Annotated in this window: 21 protein-coding genes; 6 read left to right on the forward strand and 15 right to left on the reverse strand. The window is 68.4% G+C overall.

From position 1 onward, the window contains the following. Positions 1-47: 47 nt before the first annotated feature. Both BAMB_RS08925 and BAMB_RS08930 read left to right on the forward strand, forming a co-directional pair. Positions 48-1,805, forward strand: a complete 1,758-nt coding sequence (locus BAMB_RS08925; protein WP_011657036.1) for an ArnT family glycosyltransferase — start codon at positions 48-50, stop codon at positions 1,803-1,805. Positions 1,806-1,807: 2 nt separating this feature from the next. Beyond that, positions 1,808-3,163, forward strand: coding sequence for an MATE family efflux transporter (locus BAMB_RS08930; protein ID WP_011657037.1), 1,356 nt, complete (start codon positions 1,808-1,810; stop codon positions 3,161-3,163). Between the two features lie 15 nt (positions 3,164-3,178). Here BAMB_RS08930 and lipA read toward each other — a convergent pair whose 3' ends face one another. The 5 genes from lipA to BAMB_RS08955 all read right to left on the reverse strand — a co-directional run bounded on the left by lipA (position 3,179) and on the right by BAMB_RS08955 (position 8,480). Next, positions 3,179-4,144, reverse strand: a complete 966-nt coding sequence (lipA, locus tag BAMB_RS08935; protein WP_011657038.1) for a lipoyl synthase — start codon at positions 4,142-4,144, stop codon at positions 3,179-3,181. Positions 4,145-4,146: 2 nt separating this feature from the next. Next, on the reverse strand, positions 4,147-5,262 hold the full coding sequence (locus BAMB_RS08940) for an acetoin dehydrogenase dihydrolipoyllysine-residue acetyltransferase subunit (protein ID WP_011657039.1): 1,116 nt from the start codon (positions 5,260-5,262) through the stop codon (positions 4,147-4,149). Positions 5,263-5,266: 4 nt separating this feature from the next. Next, complete coding sequence (locus BAMB_RS08945; protein WP_011657040.1) at positions 5,267-6,271, reverse strand: alpha-ketoacid dehydrogenase subunit beta; 1,005 nt, start codon at positions 6,269-6,271, stop codon at positions 5,267-5,269. 68 nt (positions 6,272-6,339) lie between these two features. Next, positions 6,340-7,323 carry a thiamine pyrophosphate-dependent dehydrogenase E1 component subunit alpha gene (locus tag BAMB_RS08950; protein WP_011657041.1) on the reverse strand — a complete coding sequence of 328 codons (984 nt, stop codon included), beginning with the start codon at positions 7,321-7,323 and terminating at the stop codon, positions 6,340-6,342. A gap of 98 nt (positions 7,324-7,421) precedes the next feature. Further along, the gene (locus BAMB_RS08955; RefSeq protein ID WP_011657042.1) at positions 7,422-8,480 is read right to left on the reverse strand and encodes an ATP-NAD kinase family protein; all 1,059 of its coding nucleotides are present in this window, start codon (positions 8,478-8,480) and stop codon (positions 7,422-7,424) included. A 523-nt stretch (positions 8,481-9,003) separates the two neighbouring features. Here BAMB_RS08955 and BAMB_RS08960 point away from each other — a divergent pair. After that, positions 9,004-10,935 (forward strand): sigma-54-dependent Fis family transcriptional regulator, encoded by a 1,932-nt coding sequence (locus tag BAMB_RS08960; protein ID WP_011657043.1) that lies wholly within the window; start codon positions 9,004-9,006, stop codon positions 10,933-10,935. A 28-nt stretch (positions 10,936-10,963) separates the two neighbouring features. Here the strand turns inward: BAMB_RS08960 and BAMB_RS08965 are convergent, their stop codons facing one another. Further along, positions 10,964-11,398, reverse strand: coding sequence for a carboxymuconolactone decarboxylase family protein (locus tag BAMB_RS08965; protein ID WP_011657044.1), 435 nt, complete (start codon positions 11,396-11,398; stop codon positions 10,964-10,966). Continuing rightward, positions 11,382-11,843: a MerR family transcriptional regulator gene (locus BAMB_RS08970; RefSeq protein ID WP_011657045.1), complete on the reverse strand. Its 462-nt coding sequence runs from the start codon at positions 11,841-11,843 to the stop codon at positions 11,382-11,384. The genes BAMB_RS08965 and BAMB_RS08970 overlap by 17 nt, the downstream gene beginning before the upstream one ends. A gap of 300 nt (positions 11,844-12,143) precedes the next feature. Between BAMB_RS08970 and BAMB_RS08975 the strand changes: the two genes are divergently transcribed. Both BAMB_RS08975 and BAMB_RS08980 read left to right on the forward strand, forming a co-directional pair. Then, the gene (locus BAMB_RS08975) at positions 12,144-12,755 is read left to right on the forward strand and encodes a ComEA family DNA-binding protein (RefSeq protein ID WP_011657046.1); all 612 of its coding nucleotides are present in this window, start codon (positions 12,144-12,146) and stop codon (positions 12,753-12,755) included. Between the two features lie 88 nt (positions 12,756-12,843). Next, positions 12,844-13,275 carry a YidB family protein gene (locus tag BAMB_RS08980; RefSeq protein ID WP_011657047.1) on the forward strand — a complete coding sequence of 144 codons (432 nt, stop codon included), beginning with the start codon at positions 12,844-12,846 and terminating at the stop codon, positions 13,273-13,275. A 135-nt stretch (positions 13,276-13,410) separates the two neighbouring features. On the opposite strand, the gene clpB is transcribed toward BAMB_RS08980, so the two are convergent. Together clpB and BAMB_RS08990 are read right to left on the reverse strand one after the other, a co-directional pair. Continuing rightward, positions 13,411-16,008, reverse strand: coding sequence for an ATP-dependent chaperone ClpB (gene clpB / locus BAMB_RS08985; RefSeq protein ID WP_011657048.1), 2,598 nt, complete (start codon positions 16,006-16,008; stop codon positions 13,411-13,413). Between the two features lie 145 nt (positions 16,009-16,153). After that, positions 16,154-16,672, reverse strand: a complete 519-nt coding sequence (locus BAMB_RS08990) for an Rrf2 family transcriptional regulator (RefSeq protein ID WP_006755403.1) — start codon at positions 16,670-16,672, stop codon at positions 16,154-16,156. A 262-nt stretch (positions 16,673-16,934) separates the two neighbouring features. On the opposite strand from BAMB_RS08990, the gene BAMB_RS08995 reads away from it, so the two are divergent. Further along, positions 16,935-17,495: a group III truncated hemoglobin gene (locus tag BAMB_RS08995; protein WP_011657049.1), complete on the forward strand. Its 561-nt coding sequence runs from the start codon at positions 16,935-16,937 to the stop codon at positions 17,493-17,495. A 77-nt stretch (positions 17,496-17,572) separates the two neighbouring features. On the opposite strand, the gene BAMB_RS09000 is transcribed toward BAMB_RS08995, so the two are convergent. The 6 genes from BAMB_RS09000 to BAMB_RS09025 form a co-directional block, all read right to left on the reverse strand. Continuing rightward, the gene (locus BAMB_RS09000; RefSeq protein WP_011657050.1) at positions 17,573-18,049 is read right to left on the reverse strand and encodes a molybdenum cofactor biosynthesis protein MoaE; all 477 of its coding nucleotides are present in this window, start codon (positions 18,047-18,049) and stop codon (positions 17,573-17,575) included. Positions 18,050-18,058: 9 nt separating this feature from the next. After that, complete coding sequence (moaD, locus tag BAMB_RS09005) at positions 18,059-18,316, reverse strand: molybdopterin converting factor subunit 1 (RefSeq protein ID WP_006758354.1); 258 nt, start codon at positions 18,314-18,316, stop codon at positions 18,059-18,061. A gap of 19 nt (positions 18,317-18,335) precedes the next feature. After that, positions 18,336-19,583, reverse strand: a complete 1,248-nt coding sequence (locus BAMB_RS09010) for a molybdopterin molybdotransferase MoeA (protein ID WP_011657051.1) — start codon at positions 19,581-19,583, stop codon at positions 18,336-18,338. A 250-nt stretch (positions 19,584-19,833) separates the two neighbouring features. After that, positions 19,834-21,285 (reverse strand): threonine synthase, encoded by a 1,452-nt coding sequence (thrC, locus tag BAMB_RS09015; RefSeq protein ID WP_011657052.1) that lies wholly within the window; start codon positions 21,283-21,285, stop codon positions 19,834-19,836. Between the two features lie 14 nt (positions 21,286-21,299). Then, positions 21,300-22,628 carry a homoserine dehydrogenase gene (locus tag BAMB_RS09020; protein ID WP_011657053.1) on the reverse strand — a complete coding sequence of 443 codons (1,329 nt, stop codon included), beginning with the start codon at positions 22,626-22,628 and terminating at the stop codon, positions 21,300-21,302. 56 nt (positions 22,629-22,684) lie between these two features. Further along, entirely contained in the window at positions 22,685-23,923 is a 1,239-nt protein-coding gene (locus BAMB_RS09025; RefSeq protein ID WP_011657054.1) for a pyridoxal phosphate-dependent aminotransferase, read from the reverse strand. Between the last annotated feature and the right edge of the window lie 167 nt (positions 23,924-24,090).

A 24,090-nucleotide genomic window follows, 5' to 3' on the forward strand; every position in this document is an offset into this window, starting at 1 on the left:
GACCGCGCGCGCCCGCGCCGGCCGCCCATAACAAAACGCTCATCTGCATGAAGCCTGTCGTCCGTCTCACCGCCTCCGCCACGCGTGCGCTGCCGCGCTGGCTGCTGCTTACGCTCTGCCTCGTCTACGCGGCGTTCGGCCTGTTCGGCCGGGACCCGTGGAAGAACGAAGACGCGGCGGGCTTCGGCGTGATGTGGACGATGGCCACCGGCAGCTGGCACGACTGGCTGCTGCCGAATCTCGTCGGCAAGTTCATCACTACCGACGGGCCGCTCGGCTACTGGCTCGGCGCGCTGTCGATCCGCGCGCTGGCGCCGTGGGTCGACGCCAGCAACGCGTCGCGCGTCGACACGGGCGTGCTGTTCTGCGTCGCATGCGCGTTCGTCTGGTACGCCGCCTACCTGCTCGGCCGGCGCGCCGAGGTCCAGCCGTTCAAATACGCATTCGGCGGCGAGCCGGAGCCGCGCGACTACGGCCGCACGCTCGCCGACGGCGCGCTGCTGATCCTCGTCGCATGCTTCGGGCTCGCGGAGCGCGGCCACGAAACGACGCCGCAGCTCGCGCAGTTCGCGTGGATCGCGATGCTCGTGTACGGCATCGTGCGCGGCATCGACAAGCCGATGCAGGGCGCGCTGTGGTGGGGCGTCGCGATGGGCCTCGTCGGCCTGTCCGGCAACCCGGTGCTCGTGGTCGCGCTGCTCGCCGGCACGGCCGCGCTGTGGCTCATCACGCCGGAGATGCGCAACCTGCGCCTGCCGCTGATCGGCGTGCCGCTCGCGGCCGCGATCTCCGCGCTGTGGCCGCTCGCCGCCTTCAACGCGGCGCCCGACGACGCCGCGTGGTTCTTCAACCAGTGGATCCACGGCAGCCTGATGCGCTTCTCGGGCCCGCCGACCGCGGTGCTCGGCTATGCGGCGAAGAACCTGCCGCTCTTCACGTGGCCCGCGTGGCCGCTCGCGATCTGGGCCTGGTGGAGCTGGGCCGGCATGCGCCGCCGCGCGCACATCGCGATTCCGCTGTCGGTCGTCGTGCCGCTCGTCGCGCTCGTGATCCTGCAGAGCCAGCAGTCGAACCGCATGTACATGCTGCTGCTGCCGCCGCTCGCGGTGCTCGCCACCTTCGCGCTGCCCACGCTCAAACGCGGCGCGATCAACGCGATCGACTGGTTCGCGGTGCTGAGCTTCACGATCCTCGGCACCTTCGTGTGGCTCGTATGGCTCGCGTCGCTCACCGGCTTCCCGCATCCGCTCGCGCGCAACCTCGCGCGCCTCGTGCCGGGCTACGAGCCGCACTTCAAGATCCTGTCGTTCATCTGCGCGGTGATCGTCACCGTGTGCTGGTGCCTGCTCGCGCGCTGGCGCATCTCGCGCCAGCCGAAGGTGCTGTGGCGCAGCGTCGTGCTGTCGAGCGCGGGCACCACGCTGATGTGGGTGCTGCTGATGACGCTGTGGCTGCCGATCGTCAACTACGGCCGGACCTACAGCGACGTCGCGCAGCAGATCGCATCGCATCTGCCGAAAGACTACGAATGCATCTCGCCGGTGCGCCTCGGTGATGCGCAGATTGCGACGTTCGCGTACTTCGGCGACATGCACTTCGAATTCTCGGGCGAGTGCGACGTGATCCTGCGCCAGGACCGCGCGGACTTCGGCGAGCCGAGCGCGATGTCGCGATACGTGTGGCGTCTCGTGTGGGAAGGCCGCCGCGTGGCCGACCGCGACGAGCGCTTCCGCCTGTACGAGCGCATCGAGCGGCCGACGACGCCCGTCAAGCGCCGTGGCCCGCGCCGCCGGACGGTCGATTGACGATGTTCGCCGACATCCGCCGGATCGTCGGTCTCGCGTGGCCGGTGCTCGTCGGCCAGCTCGCGATCATCGCGTTCGGCGTGATCGACACGGCGATGGTCGGCCGCTACTCGGCCATCGACCTGGCCGCGCTCGGGCTCGGTTCGTCGATCTACGTGTCGATCTACATCGGGATGACGGGCATCCTGTCCGCGCTGCAGCCGATCACCGGGCAGCTGTACGGCGCCCGGCGCTACGCCGAGATCGGCGAGGAAGTCCGCCAGGCGCTGTGGCTCGCGCTGATGCTCGCGGTGCCCGGCTTCCTGCTGCTGCATTTTCCCGAACCGCTGCTGCACATCGCCCACGCGCCGCCCGCGCTGCACGAGCGCACCGTCGATTACCTGCGCATCCTGTCGTACGGGCTGCCTGCGAGCCTCGTGTTCCGGATCTACAACGCGCTGACCAATGCGGCCGGCAAGCCGCGCCTCGCGATGATCCTGCAGATCGGCGCGCTGCTGCTCAAATTTCCGCTCAACGTGTGGTTCATCTTCGGCGGGTTCGGCATGCCGGCGCTCGGCGGCCCCGGTTGCGGGCTCGCGAGCACGCTGATCAACTGGGCGCTCGCGCTGATCGGCTTCACGCTCCTCGCGAAGCTCGACGTGTTCACGCCGCTCGCGATCTTCTCGCGCTTTTGCTGGCCCGTCTGGTGGCGCCAGAAGGCGATTCTCAAGCTCGGCGTGCCGATGGGCCTGTCGTACCTGATCGAGGTCACGTCGTTCACGTGCATGGCGCTCTTCATCGCGCAGTTCGGCACGACGACGCTCGCCGGCCACCAGATCGCCGGCAACATCAGCGCGGTGCTGTACATGACGCCGCTGTCGATCGGCGTCGCGGCATCGACGCTCGTCGCGCGCGCGCTCGGTGCCGGCCGTCCGGACGAGGCGCGCCTGCTCGGCCGGCACAGCGTGATGCTCGCGTGCGGGATCGCGGCCGCGTATGGCGTGCTGGTGTTCACGCTGCGTCCGCTGATCGTCAGCGGCTACACGCCGAACCCGGCCGTGGTGGCCGCGGCGCTGCCGCTGGTCGCGATCGTCACCTGCTATCACTTCTTCGATGCGCTGCAGATCACGTCGGCATTCGTGCTGCGCGCGTACAAGGTTGCCGTCGTGCCGACCGTGATCTACGCGGTCGCGCTGTGGGGCGTCGGGCTCGGCGGTGGCTACGTGCTCGGCTTCGACATCGGCGGCATCGCGCCGGCATGGCTGACCGGCGCGCGCGGCTTCTGGTTCGCGAACACGATCAGCCTGATGCTCGCCGGTGCAGGACTCGCCCTCTACCTGCGCCGCGTCAGCCGCGCGGCGCTGTCCGTCGGCGCCTGACCCGCTGTCAGCAGCCTACGCGTCCTCCAGCACGTCGGCCGCGTGATACGACGACCGCACGAGCGGGCCGGCCACGACTTCCCTGAAACCGAGCGCCAGCCCCTCGGCGCGCCATTCGTCGAACGCGTCGGGACTCACGTAGCGCCGCACCGGCAGATGGTGCGCGGACGGCGCGAGATACTGGCCGAGCGTCAATACGTCGACCTCGTGCGCACGCAGGTCGTGCAGTGTGTCGCGCACCTCGTCGTCGCGCTCGCCGAGCCCGAGCATCAATCCCGATTTCGTCACGAGCGTCGGCCGCGCGGCCTTCGCCTGCGCGAGCAGTTCGAGCGAGCCGCGATAGTCGGCGCCGGGCCGCGCCGCCCGATACAGCGACGGCACCGTCTCGATGTTGTGATTGAACACGTCCGGCCACGCCGACGACAACGCGTCGAGCGCACGGGGAACGCGGCCCCGGAAATCGGGCGTCAGCACCTCGACGCCGATGCCCGGCACGCTCGCGCGCACCGCCGCGATGCAGGCCGCAAAATGCGCGGCGCCGCCGTCGCGCAGGTCGTCGCGATCGACCGACGTGATCACGACGTAGCGCAGCCCGAGCGCCGCGACCGCGGCGGCGAGCCGCGCGGGCTCGTCGGAATCGAGCGGCTCGGGACGGCCGTGCGCGACATCGCAGAACGGGCAGCGCCGCGTGCACAGCCCGCCCATGATCATGAAGGTCGCGGTGCGCTGCGCGAAGCATTCGCCGATGTTCGGGCACATGGCCTCCTCGCAGACGGAATGCAGCCGGTGATCGCGCAGCACGGCCGCCATGTCGGCGACCGCCCCGCTCATCATCGGCCGCGCCCGCAGCCACGGCGGCTTCGGCAGCGCCGCGCCGGCCGCGGGCTCGACGCGCACCGGAATGCGCGCGAGCTTGTCGCGGCTCCTCGCGCCCGGCTGGCCGAGCGCGGTGAGGCTGGGTCGTTCGAGCGCGGCGGCCATCGTCAGTCTCCGAGAAACGCGACGATCAGGCGGTTCACGTCGGCAGCCGCCTCCATCTGCACCATGTGACCGCTGCCCGCGATCACCTCGGCCCGCACGCCATCCGGCAAGCCCTGCGCATGCTGCGCGGGAATCACCTCGTCGCGCTCGCCCCAGATCACGAGCGTGCGCGGCGCGAGCGACGCGACGCGATCGCGGAACACGCGCCGCTGGGCCGCGCCGTCGAACGCAGCGTTCGCGATCTTCTCCAGCGCGGCCTGCACGCCTTCGAGGCGCTTGTACTTGACGAGATCCTCGACCAGTTGCCGCGTGACGAGCGCGTGATCCGCGAACAGCGCACCGAGGTGCGGCTTCAGCGTATTGCGGCTGTTGCCGGCGACGAAGCCGTCGATGTAGCCGCGGTTGATGTCGGCGCCGAGCCCGGCGCTCGCGATTAGCGTCAGCGACGCCACGCGTTGCGGCGCACGCTCGGCTGCCGCCATCGCGACCGCGCCGCCCATCGAATGGCCGATCAGGTGCGCGCGGTCGATATGCTGCGCGTCGAGCAGCGCGAGCACCGCGTCGGCCAATTCGTCGAGGCTGCCGGTGTCGACCGCCTTGGCCGACTCGCCGTGCCCGGGCAGATCGAGCGCCCACACGGGTCGGTGCGCGGCGAGTTCCGCATGGTTGAACAGCCAGTTGTTCAGATCGCCGCCGAAGCCGTGGATCAGCACGGCAGGCGTGCCCGTGCCGTCGCCCAGCTTCAGGAACCGGATCGTGCGCCCGCCGATCTGCGCCTTCTCGGGCTGCGGGCCGCCGGCGTCGTCAGCGGCCGCGCTCGGCGTGAAATCGCGCTGGAATTCGGCGATCGCCGCATCGATGTCGGCATCGCTCGCGTCGGCCGCCGCCACCACGCCGAGCAGCGCACCGACCGGCAGCGTCTCGCCTTCCTGCGCGACCTGCCGGCGCAGCGTGCCGTCGAACGCGCACTCGACGCCCGACGAGATCTTGTCGGTCTCGACGTCGAGCACTTCGTCGCCCTTCGTCACGCGCTCGCCGATTGCCTTCAGCCAGCCGTTGACCTGCCCCTGCTCCATCGACAGCCCCCACTTGGGCATCGTGATCATGTGAATCGACATCGTGTCAGCTCCTCGTCTTCAGTACCGCCTGCGCGATCGCATCGGCGGACGGGATATACAGGTCTTCCAGCACGCCGGCGAATGGCGTGGGCGTGTGCGGCGCGGTCACGAGCTCGATCGGCGCCTTGAGCGTCCGGAACGCGCGCTGCGCGACGAGCGCGGCGATGTCGGTCGCGATCGAGCAGCGCGGGTTCGCCTCGTCGACGACCACCACGCGGCCGGTGCGCGCCGCGCTTTCGAGGATCGTTTCCTCGTCGAGCGGCGACGTCGTGCGCAGGTCGATCACGTCGACGTGGATGCCGTCCTTCGCGAGCTTCGCGGCCGCGTCGGTCGCGAGATGCACCATCCGGCCGTACGTGACGATCGTCGCGTCGTCGCCTTCGCGCACGACGCTCGCCTCGCCGAACGGAATCGCATAGGATTCCTCAGGCACGTCGCCTTCCCGCGTATAGAGCAGCTTGTGTTCGAGGAAGATCACGGGATCGTCGTCGCGGATCGCCTGGATCAGCAGCCCCTTCGCGTCATACGGCGTCGCCGGGCACACGACCTTCAGCCCCGGGATGTGCGTAAACAGCGACGTGAGCATCTGCGAATGCTGCGCGGCCGCGCGCAGACCGGCGCCGTACATCGCGCGGATCACGACCGGCGTCACGGCCTTGCCGCCGAACATGTAGCGGAATTTCGCGGCCTGGTTGAAGATCTGGTCGAAGCACACGCCCATGAAATCGATGAACATCAGTTCCGCGACGGGCCGCATCCCGCATGCGGCCGCACCGACCGCCGTGCCGATGTAGCCGCCCTCCGACAGCGGCGTGTCGAGGACGCGCCCCGGAAACTTGTGGAACAGCCCCTTCGTCACGCCGAGCACGCCGCCCCACGCGTCGTCCTCGCCCGGCGCGCCCGCGCCGCCTGCATTGTCCTCGCCCATCACGATCACGCTGTCGTCGCGCGCCATTTCCTGCGCGAGCGCCTCGTTGATCGCCTGCGAATAAGTGATCTTCCTTGCCATGTCTGTCTCCTGGGATATTCGGTTCGCCGTGCCGGCCGCCAGCCGAGGGCTGCCGTGTCACATCGCATTCACGGGTACGACACGTACACGTCGGCCAGCAGGTCGGCCGCATCGGGCAGCGGCGCGGCCTTCGCCTGCGCGACCGCATCGTCGATCAGCGTCTTCACCTGGGCATCGACGGCACGCAACTCGTCGGTCGTCAGCGCTTCGGCGCGCACGACGCGCGTTTCGAAATGCTTCAGGCAGTCCTTCTCGTCGCGCAGCTTCTGCACTTCGCCCGGCGCGCGATAGGTCTGCGCATCGCCTTCGAAGTGGCCGAAGTAGCGCGTGAACTTCACCTCGACGAGCGTCGGGCCGCCGCCGCTGCGCGCGCGTGCGACCGCCTCGCCGAGCGCCTCGTGCACCGCGAAGAAGTCGAAGCCGTCGACGATCACGCCGGGCATCCCGAAGCCGTTCGCGCGATCGGCGATGTTGTCGGTCGCGACCGACCAGCTCGACGCCGTCGCCTCCGCATAGCCGTTGTTTTCGGCCACGAAGATCGCCGGCAGCCGCCACACCGACGCGAGGTTCATCGATTCGAAGATCACGCCCTGGTTCGACGCGCCGTCGCCGAAGAAGCACACGCCGACCCCGCCGGTCTTCTTGTGCTTGGCCGCGAGCGCCGCGCCGCACACGAGCGGGCCGCCCGCGCCGACGATCCCGTTCGCGCCGAGCATCCCCATCGACAGGTCGGCGATATGCATCGAGCCGCCCTTGCCGCGGCAGACGCCCGTCTTCTTGCCGTAGATCTCGGCCATCATCCCGTGCACGTCGACGCCTTTCGCGATGCAGTGGCCGTGCCCGCGGTGCGTGGTCGCGACGTAGTCCTCGAGACCGAGGTGCAGCATCGTGCCGACCGCGGATGCCTCCTCGCCCGCATAGAGGTGGACGAAGCCGGGGATTTCGCCGGTCGCGAACTCGACGTGCAGACGTTCCTCGAATTCGCGGATCGTGCGCATCAGCCGGTAGGCGTCCAGCAGCTTGTCCCTGCTGAGCTGTGTCGAAACGGTCATGTGTGTCTCCTGGTAGGTCTGACTGCGAATGCCGCCGCGGCAACGCCCCGGCGACGGATTGCACGGCCTGCGGCCGTCGGTGAAACGTGAAGCTGCCGTCAGTCGCGCCATGCGCCGGCGGCGCGCAACACCTGACGCGACGACGCGTACCGCAGCGTGCGGCCCACATCGACGGTCAGCGGCCCGCGCCAGTCGAGCGCGATCTCGTAGCGATCGCCGCGCGCGACCTCGAGCTCGCGCTCGCCGTCGAACGCGAGCGTGCCGCGCTGGAACGGGATCGTCTGCCACGCCCCCTGTTCGAGCCGCTCGCAGCTGCGCATCACGACGCGATCGACGCGGCCGGGGGCGATCGGCGCGACGAGCGGCGTGCCGGCAGCGTTGCCGTCGGCGGCGAAGCGCATCGCGAGCCCGTACGGCGCGCTGCGCTCGAGCGGCGCCCACGCGCCGCCGAGCGCGGACAGGCCGATGCCGTCCGGCTCCGCGAAGGTCAGGTACAGGGTGTCGATGTCGTCGGGCCCTGAGATCGCCCGCGCGCCGATGAAGCGCTGGCGTGCCGCGCACACGTCGACGAGCGCGATCTCCTCGCGCCCCGCGTTCGCGCCCGCCACGCCGCGCACGACGAGCCGCTTGTTGCGCACGAACGCGATCTCGGCCGGCACGGCGCCGGTCGCGGCCAGTCCTGCCGCGATGCCCGCGACGGTCGCCTCGCGATGTTCGGGAAACGCGTTGTTGGTGCCGGTGGACAGCGCGACGAGCGGTGTCGCGCCGCAGTGCGCGGCGACCGCGCGATGGGTGCCGTCGCCGCCGAGCACGACGATCAGCGCGACTTCCCTCCGGCGCATGTAGGCCGCGCCGGCGTGCGTGTCGGCAACCGTGTCGGAGATCGGCAGGTCGACGAATTCGACGTCGGGCCAGCGTTCGTGCGGCGCGAGCGCACGATGCGTGTCGAGCGCCCGCATCAGCAGCGTCGCGATGCCCGTCTTGTCGCGCAGGGTCAGCACGCGCTCGACGCCCATCGCGCCGAGGCCAGCAAGCAGGCGCACGACCATGTTGGCTTTTTCCGCGGTCGGGAACACGGATGCATGCGTCGTCAGACGGCGAATGTCGCGCCCCGATGCGGGGTTCGCGATCACGCCGACGGTCACGGGCGTCGTCACGGGCTTGTCTCCATCCAGTGGACCGGCGCTCGCGCACCGGCCTTCATGTGTCGTCCGCCGTCATCGAGGGCGGCGGATCGTCGTCGCCGACGCGATTGCGCCGGCATTGCCCGTCCTATCTGCAAGCGGCGTGCCATCGCGTGTGCAACGCCCGCGAAACCCGCGTGGAGACTGGCTCCGCGGGGTGTGCAGGTCACCCGAACCTGCGGCCGGCCCGCTCGAAGCGGAGCGAAACAAGCCGTGCGTCTCACGTGGTGTATCTGTCGACACGGCGACTTCGGCGCCGTGATCGTCATTGCCGTTGGGCCGGCAAGCCACGCACATCGCGGCGTGGCACGCATCGCCGCGCTCCGGGCCACCGTGTTGCCGTGTGGGTCTGCCCGTCTCAGCTACGCGAGACGGGCTGAGATGCCGGTGAGACGAACGTCTCAGGCCGCGCGCGTGCTGCGATGCAATGTGATCCGCCGCCGCGGATGTGCTACAAGAGCATCGAAATCCCCGCCGTACGGAACCGGAGCCGACCATGCCCTATGCCGTCCCCCAGGCCCAGCACGCCGACCGTGTGCTCGGCGCGCTCGCCGGGCGCCTGCCCGCACCGGCCGATTCCGCGCGTCTCGTGTCGTCGTGGCAGCGCTCGCTCGAGCGCTACGCGCTCGACCCCGCGTCGTCGATCGGCCCGCGCGTGCTGACCGCGGCCGAGCTGCGCGAGGTGCGCGACAAGGAGGAGGCGTTCCTGCGCGCCTCGGGCCAGTGCCTGACGCGCCTGCACGAGATGATTCGGGTCGCCGACTATTGCGTGATGCTGACCGACGCGCATGGCGTGACGATCGACTACCGGATCGACCGGGAGCGCCGCAACGACTTCCGCCATGCGGGGCTGCACATCGGCTCGTGCTGGTCGGAAAGCGAGGAAGGCACGTGCGGCGTCGCGAGCGTGCTGACCGATCTCGCGCCGATCACCGTACACAAGACCGACCACTTCCGCGCGGCGTTCACCACGCTCACCTGCAGCGCAGCGCCGATCTTCTCGCCGGGCGGCGAACTGATCGGCGTGCTCGACGCGTCGGCCGTCCAGTCGCCCGACGGCCGCGACAGCCAGCGCCTCGTGTACCAGCTCGTGCGGCAGAGCGCGGCGCTGATCGAGGACGGCTATTTCGTGCACAGCACCGCGCAGCACTGGATATTGTTCGGGCATCCGAACCGTCACTACGTCGAGGCACAGCCCGAATGGCTGATCGCGTTCGACGAATGCGGCAATATCGTCGCCGCGAACCGGCACGCGCGCGACGCGCTGCCGGCGCTGCGCGAACCGCGCCATATCGACGAGATCTTCGATGCGACCGAGATGCCGCTGCGCGACGCCGCGCGGCTCGATGCGATCGTCGCGCTGCGGCTGCGCGCGACCGGCGCGCCGCTCTATGCGCGACTGCGTGCCCCGTTACGGCGTGCGGGCCGCGAAACCGGCACGGCACGGGCCGCCCCGGCCTCCCGCCGACCCGGCACCGCGCAGCGCCACGTCGGCGCGCTGACACCGTTCCTGCACAGCAGCGACACGCGCGTCGCGCAGCAGGCCGAACTCGCGCTGCGGGTCGCAAGCAAGCGGCTGCCGATCCTCGTGCTCGGCGAAACCGGCGCGGGAAAGGAAGTGTTCGCCCGCGCGATCCACGACGCCGGCGCGCGGCGTGCGCGGCCGTTCGTCGCGGTCAACTGCGGCGCACTGCCCGAGACACTGATCGAAAGCGAGCTGTTCGGCTACGCGGCCGGTGCGTTCACCGGCGCGCGCAAGCACGGCGCGCGCGGCAAGATCGCGCTCGCCGACGGCGGCACGCTGTTCCTCGACGAAATCGGCGACATGCCGCTCACGTTGCAAACGCGCCTGCTGCGCGTGCTCGCCGACGGCGAAGTCGTGCCGCTCGGCAGCGACACACCCGTGCGCGTGGATCTCGACGTGATCTGCGCGACCCACCGCGATCTCGCGCGGATGGTGGCCGACGGCACGTTCCGCGAGGACCTGTATTACCGGTTGAGCGGCGCGACGTTCGAGCTGCCGCCGCTGCGCGAGCGCGCGGACGTGGGCGACGTGATCGCCACCGTGTTCGCCGAGGAGGCGCAGGCGACCGGCCACGTGCTCACGCTCGACCCGACGCTCGCCGCGCAGCTCGCCGCGTATCCGTGGCCCGGCAACGTGCGCCAGCTGCGCAACGTGCTGCGCTATGCGTGCGCGGTATGCGACGCCGCGTGCGTGACGCGGCGCGACCTGCCGGCCGATCTCGCCGCGCAGCTCGGTGCCGGTCCGGCCGGCGCACTGCCGGACGACGAACGCGGCCGCATCGTCGCGGCACTCACCGCGCATCGCTGGCGGCCCGATGCGGCCGCGAAGGCGCTCGGCATCTCGCGCGCGACGCTGTACCGGCGAATCGCCAAGCACCGGATCGTCGCGCCGCACCGCATCTGATGCCTGCGACGCATCGGCACGCTTTGCATCACGCCGTGTGCGCGGCCGCTTCGGTTTCGGCGCCGTCCCGGCCGAGCGCTTCATCACGCCGCGTGAACACCTCGTGCGCGGCGAACAATGCGTTCAGGGCGGCCGGGAATCCTGCGTAGACGGCCATCTGCATGAACACCTCGACGATCTCTTCGCGCGTGCAGCCGACGTTCAGCGCGCCCTCGATATGCACCTTCAGTTGCGGCTGCGCATTGCCGAGCGCAGCCAGCGCGGCGATCGTCGCAATCTCGCGCGCTTTCAGGTCGAGCTGCGGCCGGCTGTAGATGTCGCCGAAGCTGAACTCGACGAGCAGCCGCCCGAAGTCGGGCGCGATCGGCGCGAGCGCCGCGACCACGCGTTCGCCCGCTTCGCCGTCGATTTCCTTCAGCTTGTTCCAGCCACGCGTATAGCGGTCTTCAACGAGTCGTTCCATGGTGTCCGTCCTGTTCAGAGAGTGAATGAGTAGGTTTCGCCCGTCGTTCCGTCTCGCGTTCCTGAGTCTCGTAGTACGCGATCTTGTCGCCGATCGCGTCGAGGCTCGCCTGCAGCTCGGCAATGTGCGCGCGCACCGCATCGCGATGCGCGGACAGCAACCGCCGCCGCTCACCGAACGTCGACTCGCCTTGGGCCCGCAACGCCGCGAACTGCTGCATCTGTGCGATCGGCATGCCGGTCGCCTTCAGGCGCATCACGAAGGCGAGCCAGTCAAGGTCGGCCGGCGCATAGAGCCGGTGCCCGGCCGCCGTGCGCGAAATCGCGCGCAGCAGGCCGGCCTGCTCGTAATACCGCAACGTATGCGTCGACACGCCGGTCAGTTCGGCGACTTGCCCGATCGTCAGCGGACCGGCGGCGGAAGGTTTGGATACGGTTTTCGACATGGCAGGAACAAGGTTAGGAGTTAGAGTTCACTCTAAGTCAAGCATCGTCGCACGGCCATATCAAATAATTTGCAGTCCGCGCCGCGGACAACATCTCGGACACCGTAAAGAATGGTCAAAACCGCTGCCCGGCGCCGCTTTCCGTCTTTACAGCGGCGCAAGCCTTCAGCAAGATTCGGTCATAGCCTGTCTTAAAAAGGGCACGCATTTGTCCTATGCTTAACGGCGACGCCCGGCCGGGCCTCGTCCAGTCGTCCGTTGCAACGCCCATTCATCCGTCAGAACCAGGGAGCCCTTGCCATGCTGAAAAAGCTGCTGATGCTGTTCGTCGCGCTGTCGCTGTCGCTTGCCGCCGGCCTCGCCGCGGCCGTCGAAGTCAACACGGCCGATCAGGCCGCGCTCGAAGCGGTGAAGGGGCTCGGGCCCGTGAAGTCGAAGGCGATCATCGACGAACGCACCAAGAACGGCCCGTTCAAGGACGCGGACGATCTCGCGAACCGCGTGAAGGGTCTCGGCACGAAGTCGGTCGGGCATCTCGAGGAAAACGGCCTGACGATCGGCGGCTCGTCGACGCCGCCGAAGGGCGTGAAGCTGTCGAAGCCGGCCGCGACGACGTCGGCAACCACGTCGGCCACGACGTCGGCAGGCACCGCATCGACGCCGACGACCACGACGACCGGCACGACGGCAACCGCACCGGCCGCCAGCGCGCCGGAAGCGGCGGCCAAGCCGGCCAAGAGCAAGCGCGCATCGAAGAAGGAGAAGGCGGCCGCAGCCGCGGCGGCATCCGCCGATGCAGGCGCGGGCGCGAGCGCGCCGGCCGCGGCGTCGTCCACGAAGGCGACCAAGGGTTCGAAGAAGAAGAGCAAGAAGGACAAGGCAGCCTCCGCCGCCGCGGCGTCGGGCGCCTGATGTGCGTCGCGCGCGCGACGGCGTGCGCGCGGCTTTCGATCAACGGGCGCCGTTGCTGCGGCGCCCTTTTCAGTGAAGGTGAAGAACCATGGGTCTCCTCGACATCGTTGGCGGTCTGATCGGCGGCCAGGCCGGCGGCAACTCGCAAAGCGCGCTCATCACGACCGCGCTCGAATTCATCAACAACCAGCCGGGCGGCCTGAACGGCCTGATCGAGAAGTTCAAGGCCGGCGGCGCCGGCGAGATCATCGGCTCGTGGGTCGGCACCGGCGAAAACCAGCCGATCTCGGGCGATACGCTGCAGAACGTGCTCGGCTCCGACGTCGTCGGCGCGCTCGCGACCAAGGTCGGCATCGATCCGTCGCAAGCCTCGTCGATCCTCGCGCAGGTGCTGCCGCACATCGTCAACGGCGCGACGCCGAACGGCGAAGTGCCGGCCGGCGGCCAGGTCGATACGTCGAACGTGCTCGGCACGCTCACGCAGCTCGCCGGCATGTTCGGCGGCAACAAGCCGGCCTGAGCCCGCACCGCACCGGTTGACGGCCCCGGCAGCGGTTTCGGCCGCTCCATATGCAAACACCCCGCCTGAGCGGGGTGTTTGTTTTTGCGCGCCCGGCGCGAACCGGGCGGGGGGCGGGCGGCCGATCAGCGACGCTCAGTGCACGACGCGGTCGAACATGAACTCGCCGTCGTGGACGTCGACCGGGATCACGTCCTTCGGGCCGAAGCGGCCCGCGAGGATCAGCTTCGCGACCGGGTTCTCGATCTCCTGCTGAATCGCGCGCTTCAGCGGCCGCGCACCGAACACCGGGTCGTAGCCGACCTTCGCGATCTGTTCGAGCGCCGCCGGCGACACGTCGAGCGCCATGTCGAGCTTCGCGAGCCGGTCGTGCAGGCGTGCGAGCTGGATCTTCGCGATCGATTCGATGTTGCTGCGATCGAGCGCGTGGAACACGACGACGTCGTCGATCCGGTTCAGGAACTCCGGACGGAAGTGCTGTTTCACCTCGATCCACACGGCGTCCTTGATCTCTTCCTGCGGCGCGCCCGTCATCGCCTGGATCACCTGCGAGCCGAGGTTCGACGTCATCACGATCACCGTGTTCTTGAAGTCGACCGTACGCCCCTGCCCGTCGGTCATGCGACCGTCGTCGAGCACCTGCAGCAGCACGTTGAACACATCCGGATGCGCCTTCTCGATCTCGTCGAGCAGGATCACGCTGTACGGCTTGCGGCGCACGGCTTCCGTCAGGTAGCCGCCTTCCTCGTAGCCGACATAGCCCGGCGGCGCGCCGATCAGCCGCGCGACGCTGTGCTTCTCCATGAACTCGCTCATGTCGATGCGGATCAGGTGCTCTTCAGAATCGAACAGGAACGACGCCAGCGCCTTGCACAGCTCGGTCTTGCCGACACCCGTCGGGCCGAGGAACAGGAACGAGCCGTACGGACGGTTCGGATCGGCGAGACCCGCGCGCGAACGACGGATCGCATCCGCGACCGCGCTGATCGCCTCGTCCTGGCCGACCACGCGCTCGTGCAGCTTTTCCTCGATGTGCAGCAGCTTCTCGCGTTCGCCCTGCATCATCCGCGACACCGGAATCCCGGTTGCGCGCGACACGACTTCCGCGATTTCTTCCGCGCCGACCTGCGTGCGCAGCAGACGCGGACGCGTCGGGTTGTGCTGCTCCTGCTCTTCGGCCTGCGTGACCTGCTTCAGCTGCGACTCGAGTTGCGGCAGCTTGCCGTACTGCAGTTCGGCGACCTTCTCCAGCTTGCCTTCACGCTGCAGGCGCACGATGTCGGCGCGCACCTTCTCGATCTCTTCCTTGAGCTGCGCGCTGCCCTGCACCGCGGCCTTCTCGGCGGTCCAGATCTCTTCGAGGTCCGCATATTCGCGGCCGAGACGATCGATCTCTTCCTCGATCAGCTGCAGGCGCTTCTGCGACGCTTCGTCCTGCTCCTTCTTCACGGCCTCGCGCTCGATCTTCAGCTGGATCAGACGACGGTCGAGCTTGTCCATCTCTTCGGGCTTCGAATCGATTTCCATCTTGATCTTCGACGCAGCCTCGTCGATCAGGTCGATCGCCTTGTCCGGCAGGAAACGGTCGGTGATGTAGCGGTGCGACAGCTCGGCCGCGGCGACGATCGCCGGGTCGGTGATGTCGACGCCGTGGTGCAGTTCGTACTTCTCCTGCAGCCCGCGCAGGATCGCGATCGTCGCCTCGACGCTCGGCTCGTCGACGAGCACCTTCTGGAAGCGGCGCTCGAGCGCGGCGTCCTTCTCGATGTACTTGCGGTATTCGTCGAGCGTGGTCGCGCCGATGCAGTGCAGCTCGCCGCGCGACAGTGCCGGCTTCAGCATGTTGCCCGCGTCCATCGCGCCTTCGGCCTTGCCGGCGCCGACCATCGTGTGGATCTCGTCGATGAACACGATCGTCTGGCCTTCGTCCTTCGCGATGTCGTTGAGCACGGCCTTCAGGCGCTCCTCGAACTCGCCGCGATACTTCGCGCCGGCGAGCAGCGCGGCCATGTCGAGCGACAGCACGCGCTTGCCCTTCAGCGTCTCGGGCACTTCGCCGTTGACGATCCGCTGCGCGAGCCCTTCGACGATCGCGGTCTTGCCCACGCCCGGCTCGCCGATCAGCACCGGGTTGTTCTTGGTGCGGCGCTGCAGGATCTGGATCGAGCGGCGGATTTCGTCGTCGCGGCCGATCACCGGGTCGAGCTTGCCCGCACGGGCGCGCTCGGTCAGGTCGACCGTGTATTTCTTCAGCGCCTCGCGCTGGCTTTCGGCATCCTGGCTGTGCACCTGCGAGCCGCCGCGCACCGCGGCGATCGCGGCTTCGAGCGACTTGCGCGACAGGCCGTGCTGGCGCGCGAGCTTGCCGGCTTCGCCCTTGTCGTCGGACACGGCGAGCAGGAACATCTCGCTCGCGATGAACGTGTCGTTGAGCTTCTGCGCTTCCTTGTCGGCCTGGTTCAGCAGCCCGGCCAACTCACGGCCGATCTGGATGTCGCCGCCCGTGCCCGTCACTTGCGGCAGGCGCGAAATGGCCTCGTTCAGCGCGCCTTGCAGCGCCTGCACGTGAACGCCCGCGCGCGACATCAGCGAGCGGGCGGAGCCGTCGTGCTGCGCGACCAGCGCCGCCAGCACGTGAACGGGTTCGATGTATTGATTGTCGCGGCCTGCCGCGAGGCTTTGCGCGTCTGCCAGTGCTTCCTGGAACTTGGTGGTGAGCTTGTCGATTCTCATTTAGTCGAGACCTCCAATTTTCGATTAACACCAAGATGAGGATGGTTATGCGGGTTTCAAGCGAAATTCGGGTTGATTCAGCGCAAAAAACACATGGAGCGGCCTGCGGGCACAGGGCAGCGGGATGCGGGGTAACGCCGGCGTGTCAGCCGGCCTTCGACGGCGCCACCACGGACGCCAGCGCGTCATCCCCGGACGGCTCGGCACGCACGAGCGCAATCGGGCGAATGCCCAGCAGAGTGGCGAGCGGCGACGCGGGTTCGGCCAGTTCGCCGAGCGTGTGGCCGTCGAGTTCGGCGAAGAACGCATCGCGCGCGGCCGCCAGCACGCCCTTCAGGCGGCACTGCGGCTCGATCACGCAGCCGCGCGACTCGCCGCCGTCGGCCGAAAAGCAGCCGACCAGCGCGAAATCGTTCTCGGTCGCGCGCACCACCTGCCCGACCGTCAGCTTCAGCGAGTCGGGGAACAGTCGCAGCCCGCCGTTGCGGCCGCGGACGGTATCGACCCAGCCGAGCTCGCCGAGCTGCTGGACGACCTTCATCAGATGGTTCTTGGAGATGCCGTAGGCGTCCGAGATCTCCTGGATCGTCGCGAGCCCCTCGCCACGCACGGCAAGATACAGCATGACGCGCAGCGAGTAGTCGGTGTAGTCGGTGAGTCTCATGAGCGGATACGGAAAATGATCGATCGTGCCCCGATCATGCGGACCAGGTCGATCGGCGCGCGCCGGACCGGCCGGCGGGCGCGCCTGAAGGCGCCGGGTTGCCGGGATGGCCTGCGCGCAATAAGATGCATGGAATCCACGCATTTTTCAGGCAATGGTCGACGCTATTTTGCGTCAAAATCCGCCCGGCGTCCTGCGCATTCCCTGCGCTGCCGCGCCAACGGGCTCCGCCAACGCCCCGATTTTTCCGGCCCTTTTTGCGATGACTGCCCTGCCCGCCTCGCCCGATACCGCGCCGGCCCGCCCCCGCGACGCCGAACCGACCGAAGACAATATCCGCGACCTCGTGTACGCGTTCTACGACCGCGTGCGCGCCGATCCGCTGCTCGGGCCCGTGTTCGACGCGAAGCTGGAGGGCCGCTGGGACGACCATCTGCCGAAGATGGTCAGCTTCTGGTCGAGCCTCGTGCTCGGCACCAAAGGCTATCGCGGCAACGTGCAGCAGGCGCACCAGCCGCTCGACGGGATCGAGCCCGCGCATTTCAGCCGCTGGCTGTCGCTGTTCCTGAAGACCGTCGAGGGGCGCTACACGCCGCCCGCGGCGATCCGCTTCATGGAACCCGCGCTGCGGATCGCGCAGAGCCTGCAGCTGAGCCGCTTCGGCTGGGACTATCAGATTCCGCCCGAGCAGCAGGCGCTGCTCGATGCGGTCGCGCCGCGCCGCCGGGACGCGGGCGATGATCCTCACGCGCTACCGTCGCGCCCCCGCGGCGAGCCGTTTCCGACGAAGATCATCGGGCGCGGCGTCGATCCGGACGCCTGATACGGCGATTCGCGGCGCTTGAACGCCGGAGCGCTGGAGCGCCCGCGACACAATGCCGCACGACGCGAATGCCGCACTCAGCGCCGCGTGTTACCCGATTCGACGCCCCAGCGCGCGAGCGCCGCATCGTCGGCGCTGCGCGCATCGACCCAGCGTTCGCCGTCCGGCGTCGTTTCCTTTTTCCAGAACGGCGCCTCGGTCTTCAGGTAATCCATCACGAACTCGCACGACGCGAACGCGTCGCCGCGGTGCGACGCGACGGTGGCGACCATCACGATCTGGTCGAGCGGCAGCAGCCGGCCGACGCGATGCACGATCGCGACGTCGATGCCGGGCCAGCGCCGGCCGGCCTCGGCGGCGATCTTCTCGAGCGCCTTCTCGGTCATCCCCGGATAGTGCTCGAGCTCCATCGCGGCGACCGAATCGCCTTCGTTCAGGTCACGCACGGTGCCGACGAAACACGCGACCGCGCCGATTTTCGGGTTACGCGCGCGCAATGCCGCCACTTCGGCGTTCAGGTCGAAATCGTCGGTCTGGATTCGGATCGTTGCCATGACACACCCTCAACCGCCCGTCACCGGCGGAAAAAACGCGACCTCGCAGCCGTCGGTGAGCCGCGTGTCGGGGTCGGTCATTTCGTGATTGCACGCCATGCGCAACGCGCGCCCTTCGGCGAGCGTCTCGGCCCACGCGCCGCCGCGCAGGCGCAGCCATGCGCGCACGTCGCCGACGGTCGTCACGCCGTCGGGCACGTCGGCCTGCTCGTCGGATACGCCCAGCGCCTCGCGCACGCTTGCAAAGAATTTCAGCTGAATCTTCATAGGTCGGGAAGCCGTCGCGTTACGACAGCAGTTCGGAAAACGGAATGAAACGCACGGTCTCGCCCGCGCTGATCGCGTGCTGCGGCGGATTGTCGATCAGGCCATCGCCCCAGACCGTCGACGTCAGCACCGCCGAACTCTGGTTCGGGAACAGATCGAGGCCGCCGGCCGCATTGACGCGCGCGCGCAGGAATTCGTTGCGCCGGTCGCCCTTGCTTTGCGAGAAATCCGCCCGCAGCGACAGCGCGCGCGGCGCGACGTCGCGCACGCCGGACAGGCGCAGCAGGAACGGCCGCACGAACAGCAGGAACGTGACGAAGCTCGACACGGGGTTGCCCGGCAGCCCGATGAAGTGTGCGTCGGGACGCTCGTCGCCGCGGCGCACCGCGCCGAACGCGAGCGGCTTGCCGGGCTTCATCGCGATCTGCCACAGCGAGAGCCGCCCTTCAGCCTCGACGGCCGGCTTCACGTGATCCTCATCGCCGACCGATACGCCGCCGCTCGTCAGGATCACGTCGTGATCGCGCGCGGCCTCGCGCAGCGTGTCGCGGGTCGCGGCGAGCGAGTCGGGCACGATCCCGTAGTCGGTCACGTGGCAGCCGAGCCGCTCCAGCAGCCCGCGCAGCGTGAAGCGGTTCGAGTTGTAGATCGCGCCGGGCTTCAGCGGCTCGCCCGGCATCGTCAGTTCGTCGCCGGTGAAGAACACCGCGACCCGCGGCCGCCGCGCGACCGACAGCCGCGCGCAGCCGACCGACGCGGCCAGGCCGAGCGCCTGCGGCGTGAGTCGCGTGCCGGCCGGCAGGATCACCGAACCCTGGCGGATGTCCGCGCCCTGTGCGGTGATCCATTCACCGGCCTTCGGCGTATGCAGGATCTCGACCGCGTCGCCGTCGGCCGACGCCTGTTCCTGCATCACGACGGCGTCGGCGCCGGGCGGCACCGTCGCACCGGTGAAGATCCGGGCGGCCGTGCCCGCCGCGAGCGGCGCGGCCGGATGGCCGGCCGGGATCCGCTGCGACACCGGCAGGCGCCGATCGCCGTGCATCAGGTCGGCGACCCGCACCGCATAGCCGTCCATCGCGCTCGTATGCATCGGCGGCACGTCGAGCGGCGAGCTCACGTCGGCTGCCAGCACGCGGCCGAGCGCATCGAGCGCGGCGACGGCTTCGGCGCCGGGCAGCGGCTTCGCGGCATCGAGCAGCGCGGCGAGCGCTTCCGCGGTCGACAGCATCGGCGCGCGCGGCGCCACGGAATTCGGGTTCGACATCGAGGGAATCGGGGATCGTTGGAGTCAATACGTCATTGTAGCGACGCCGTCGCGCGCACGTGCGATATGGCGGACATGCGACAACTGTGATCGGCGCGAACGCGCGGCACTGACACTGGTTTCACGCGGCATCGGACGACCTCCGCGCGGCCGCCACCAAATGAAACGGCCGGAACCCCGATCCGTGCGACGAATCGGCATTCCGGCCGTCCTGTGCCGCCGGGTGTGAGCCCGGCAGCCCGGCGCTGCGTTACGCGCCCGTATGCGCGGCGATGAAGTCCTTCACCTGTTGCGCGTCGGCCTTCACGACCTCGAAACGCTGCGGCAGCGCCTCGAGCCCGTCGAATGCGGCCGGCCGCTCGGCTTCGCGATCGAGCGCTTCGCGGATCGTCTCGCCGAACTTGATCGGCTGGGCCGTCTCGAGCACGACCATCGGCACGCCCGCGTCGAGATGCTCGCGCGCGACCTTCACGCCGTCGGCCGTGTGCGTATCGATCATCGTGTCGTAGCGCGAGAACACGTCGCGGATCGTCGCGATGCGGTCGGTGTGGCTGCTGCGGCCCGACACGAAGCCGAACTCGGCCACGCGCGCGAAATCGCCGCTCGCCGCGAGGTCGAAACCGCCCTTCTCCTCGACGTCGCGGAACAGCTGCATCACGCGCGCCGGATCGCGGCCGAGCAGGTCGAACACGAAGCGTTCGAAGTTCGACGCCTTCGAGATGTCCATGCTCGGGCTGCTCGTGTGATACGTGTTCTCCGCGCTGCGCACGCGATAGGCGCCGGTGCGGAAGAACTCGTCGAGCACGTCGTTCTCGTTGGTCGCGACCACGAGCTTCGCGATCGGCAGGCCCATCATCCGCGCGATGTGGCCCGCGCAGACATTGCCGAAGTTGCCCGACGGCACCGTGAACGACACGCGCTCTTCATTGGACTGCGTCGCCGCGAAATAGCCCTTGAAGTAGTACACGACCTGCGCGACGACGCGCGCCCAGTTGATCGAGTTGACCGTGCCGATCTTCTGCTGCGCCTTGAACGCGTGATCGTTCGATACGGCCTTCACGATGTCCTGGCAGTCGTCGAACACGCCTTCGACCGCGAGGTTGAAGATGTTCGGATCCTGCAGGCTGAACATCTGGGCCGTCTGGAACGCGCTCATCTTCTTGTGCGGCGACAGCATGAACACGCGCACGCCGGCCTTGCCGCGCATCGCGTATTCGGCCGCGCTGCCCGTGTCGCCCGACGTCGCGCCGAGAATGTTCAGCGCGTCGCCGTGCTTCGCGAGCGTGTACTCGAACAGGTTGCCGAGCAGCTGCATCGCCATGTCCTTGAACGCGAGCGTCGGGCCGTTCGACAGTTCGAGCAGCGACAGCGCGGTGCCGTTCTCGGTGCCGAGCGTCTTCAGCGGCGTGATGTCGGACGCGTTCTCGCCATGGCGCGTGTTGCTGTACACGGCGGCCGTATACGTGCGGCGCGTGATCGCGCGCAGGTCGTCGGCCGGCACGTCGTCGCAGAACTTCGACAGGATCTCGAATGCGAGATCCGCGTACGGCAGCGCGCGCCAGCGCGCGAGTTCGTCGGCCGACACCTTCGGATACTCGGCCGGCAGGTACAGCCCGCCGTCCTTCGCGAGACCGCCGAGCAGGATGTCGGAGAACGTATGGCGCTCGCCGATGCCGGCGCCGCGCGTGGAGATGTAGTTCATGTCGTTCCTGGTCCTCAGTTCAGCGCTTCCATGCGCAGCTTCGTCACCTTCGAGACCACCGTCGCGAGGCTTTCGATCTGCGCGATCGCCTTGTTGACGTGCTTCTCGAGCGTCTCGTGCGTGATCAGGACGATGTCGGTTTCGCCGTTCGCGTCGTCGACCTGCTCCGATTCCTTCTGCAGCAGCGCGTCGATCGAGATGCCCGTCTCGGCGAGCAGGCGCGTGATGTCCGCGAGCACGCCCGTCTGGTCGGCCACGCGCAGGCGCAGGTAGTAGCCGCTCGTCACTTCGTCGATCGGCAGGATCGGCGTGTTCGACAGGCGGTCCGGCTGGAACGCGAGATGCGGCACGCGATGCTCGGGGTCGGCCGTATGCAGGCGCGTGACGTCGACGAGATCCGCGACGACCGCCGACGCGGTCGGTTCCGCGCCCGCGCCCTTGCCGTAGTACAGCGTCGTGCCGACCGCGTCGCCGTGCACGACGACTGCGTTCATCGCGCCTTCGACGTTTGCGAGCAGGCGCTTCTCGGGAATCAGCGTCGGATGCACGCGCAGCTCGATGCCGTTTTCGGCGCGGCGCGTGATGCCGAGCAGCTTGATCCGGTAGCCGAGCTCTTCCGCGTAGCGGATGTCGGTCGCGTCGAGCTTGCTGATGCCTTCGACGTACGCGCGGTCGAACTGGACCGGCACGCCGAACGCGATCGCGCTCATGATGGTCGCCTTGTGCGCGGCGTCGACGCCTTCGATGTCGAAGGTCGGATCGGCTTCCGCGTAGCCGAGCTCCTGCGCGGCCTTCAGCGCGGTCGCGAAGTCGAGCCCGCGGTCGCGCATTTCCGACAGGATGTAGTTCGTCGTGCCGTTGATGATGCCCGCGATGTACTGGATGCGGTTGGCGGTCAGGCCTTCGCGCAGCGCCTTGATGATCGGAATGCCGCCGGCCACGGCCGCCTCGAACGCGACCATCACGCCCTTCGCGCGCGCCGCTTCGAAGATCTCGGTGCCGTGCACCGCGAGCAGCGCCTTGTTTGCCGTGACGACGTGCTTGCCGTTCGCGATCGCGCGCAGCACGAGCTCGCGCGCGATGCCCGTGCCGCCGATCATCTCGGCGATGATCGCGATCGACGGGTCGTCCACCACCGCGTTGAAATCATCGGTGATCTGCGCGCCGCCGGTGTCGCCGCCGAGCGCGGCCTGCGCCTTGGCCGGGTTGCGCACGGCAATGCGCGCGACCTCGATGCCGCGCCCCGCGCGGCGCTTGATTTCTTCCTGGTTGCGGTTCAGCACCGTGAAGGTGCCGCTGCCGACGGTGCCGAAGCCCAACAGGCCAACTTTGATCGGTTCCATGCTGCGTGTGGTCGATGAGTAAGAATGAATGATTGAATGCCGGGGGACCCGTCCGCTCAGACGGAATGGCGCTTGCGGTAGCCGTCGAGGAAGCGCGCGATCCGGTTGATCGAATCGGTCAGGTCGTCGAGGTTCGGCAGGAACACCACGCGGAAGTGATCCGGGGCCGCCCAGTTGAAGCCCGTTCCCTGCACGAGCAGCACACGCTCCTCGAGCAACAGGTCGAGGATGAACTGCTGGTCGTTCTGGATCGGATAGAGCTTGGGATCGAGGCGCGGGAACATGTACAGCGCGGCCTGCGGCTTCACGCAGGTCACGCCGGGAATCGACGTGAGCATGTCATACGCGAGCTCGCGCTGCTTGTACAGGCGCCCGCTCGGCACGATCAGCTCGTTGATGCTCTGGTAGCCGCCCAGCGCGGTCTGGATCGCGAACTGCCCGGGCACGTTCGCGCACAGGCGCATCGACGACAGGATCCCGAGGCCTTCCAGGTAATCCTTCGCGCGCCGGCGATTGTCGCCGCCCAGGCCCGACACGGCCATCCAGCCCGCGCGGTAGCCGCACGAGCGATAGCTCTTCGACAGGCTGTTGAACGTGACGGTGATCACGTCTTCCGACAGCGAACCGAGCGCGGTGTGCTCGAGCCCGTCGTAGACGATCTTGTCGTAGACCTCGTCGGCGAACACGATCAGCCCGTGCTCGCGCGCGATCGCGAGCAGCTCGAGCAGCAATTCGTCGGAATAAAGGGCGCCCGTCGGGTTGTTCGGGTTGATCACGACGATCGCCTTGGTGTTCGGCGTGATCTTGCGGCGGATGTCGTCGAGGTCGGGCATCCACGCGTTCTGCTCGTCGCACACGTAATGCACGGGCGTACCGCCCGACAGGCTCACGGCGGCCGTCCACAGCGGATAGTCGGGCGCCGGCAGCAGCACCTCGTCGCCGTCGTTCAGCAGCGCCTGGGTCGCCATCACGATCAGCTCGGACGCGCCGTTGCCGATGTAGATGTCGTCGAGGCCGACGCCGACCACGCCCTTTTGCTGCGTGTAGTGCATCACGGCCTTGCGGGCCGAGAACACCCCTTTCGAATCCGAATAGCCGGACGACGCCGGCAGGTTGCGGATCATGTCCTGGATGATCTCGTCCGGCGCGTCGAACCCGAACGGCGCGAGGTTGCCGATGTTCAGCTTGATGATGCGGTGGCCTTCTTCCTCGAGGCGCTTCGCGTGCTCGAGCACCGGGCCACGGATGTCGTAGCAGACGTTGAGCAGCTTGTTCGACTTCTGAATCGGTTTCACGACGACACGGTTCCTGGGTTGGCCTTGCGGCCGGGGGACGGGATCAAAACTGGAGAGCGGACGGTGTGTGCGCGCTGTCTAGACTGGGAAAAAGCGGGCGGTCGGACGGCGCTTGTGACGACGCACGACGCAAGTGGCGCCCGGGGGCGACCAAAAAGTTATAATTT

The organism is Burkholderia ambifaria AMMD (genome assembly GCF_000203915.1).
In the GTDB taxonomy this organism is placed as follows: Bacteria; Pseudomonadota; Gammaproteobacteria; order Burkholderiales; family Burkholderiaceae; genus Burkholderia; species Burkholderia ambifaria.

Excerpts from the sequence above, each read along its gene's own strand:
- BAMB_RS08925 (WP_011657036.1), top strand. The coding sequence starts at position 48 with ATGAAGCCTGTCGTCCGTCTCACCGCCTCCGCCACGCGTGCGCTGCCG.
- BAMB_RS08930 (WP_011657037.1), top strand. The coding sequence starts at position 1,808 with ATGTTCGCCGACATCCGCCGGATCGTCGGTCTCGCGTGGCCGGTGCTC.
- lipA (WP_011657038.1), bottom strand. The coding sequence starts at position 4,144 with ATGGCCGCCGCGCTCGAACGACCCAGCCTCACCGCGCTCGGCCAGCCG.
- BAMB_RS08940 (WP_011657039.1), bottom strand. The coding sequence starts at position 5,262 with ATGTCGATTCACATGATCACGATGCCCAAGTGGGGGCTGTCGATGGAG.
- BAMB_RS08945 (WP_011657040.1), bottom strand. The coding sequence starts at position 6,271 with ATGGCAAGGAAGATCACTTATTCGCAGGCGATCAACGAGGCGCTCGCG.
- BAMB_RS08950 (WP_011657041.1), bottom strand. The coding sequence starts at position 7,323 with ATGACCGTTTCGACACAGCTCAGCAGGGACAAGCTGCTGGACGCCTAC.
- BAMB_RS08960 (WP_011657043.1), top strand. The coding sequence starts at position 9,004 with ATGCCCTATGCCGTCCCCCAGGCCCAGCACGCCGACCGTGTGCTCGGC.
- BAMB_RS08965 (WP_011657044.1), bottom strand. The coding sequence starts at position 11,398 with ATGGAACGACTCGTTGAAGACCGCTATACGCGTGGCTGGAACAAGCTG.
- BAMB_RS08970 (WP_011657045.1), bottom strand. The coding sequence starts at position 11,843 with ATGTCGAAAACCGTATCCAAACCTTCCGCCGCCGGTCCGCTGACGATC.
- BAMB_RS08975 (WP_011657046.1), top strand. The coding sequence starts at position 12,144 with ATGCTGAAAAAGCTGCTGATGCTGTTCGTCGCGCTGTCGCTGTCGCTT.
- BAMB_RS08980 (WP_011657047.1), top strand. The coding sequence starts at position 12,844 with ATGGGTCTCCTCGACATCGTTGGCGGTCTGATCGGCGGCCAGGCCGGC.
- clpB (WP_011657048.1), bottom strand. The coding sequence starts at position 16,008 with ATGAGAATCGACAAGCTCACCACCAAGTTCCAGGAAGCACTGGCAGAC.
- BAMB_RS08990 (WP_006755403.1), bottom strand. The coding sequence starts at position 16,672 with ATGAGACTCACCGACTACACCGACTACTCGCTGCGCGTCATGCTGTAT.
- BAMB_RS08995 (WP_011657049.1), top strand. The coding sequence starts at position 16,935 with ATGACTGCCCTGCCCGCCTCGCCCGATACCGCGCCGGCCCGCCCCCGC.
- BAMB_RS09000 (WP_011657050.1), bottom strand. The coding sequence starts at position 18,049 with ATGGCAACGATCCGAATCCAGACCGACGATTTCGACCTGAACGCCGAA.
- moaD (WP_006758354.1), bottom strand. The coding sequence starts at position 18,316 with ATGAAGATTCAGCTGAAATTCTTTGCAAGCGTGCGCGAGGCGCTGGGC.
- BAMB_RS09010 (WP_011657051.1), bottom strand. The coding sequence starts at position 19,583 with ATGTCGAACCCGAATTCCGTGGCGCCGCGCGCGCCGATGCTGTCGACC.
- thrC (WP_011657052.1), bottom strand. The coding sequence starts at position 21,285 with ATGAACTACATCTCCACGCGCGGCGCCGGCATCGGCGAGCGCCATACG.
- BAMB_RS09020 (WP_011657053.1), bottom strand. The coding sequence starts at position 22,628 with ATGGAACCGATCAAAGTTGGCCTGTTGGGCTTCGGCACCGTCGGCAGC.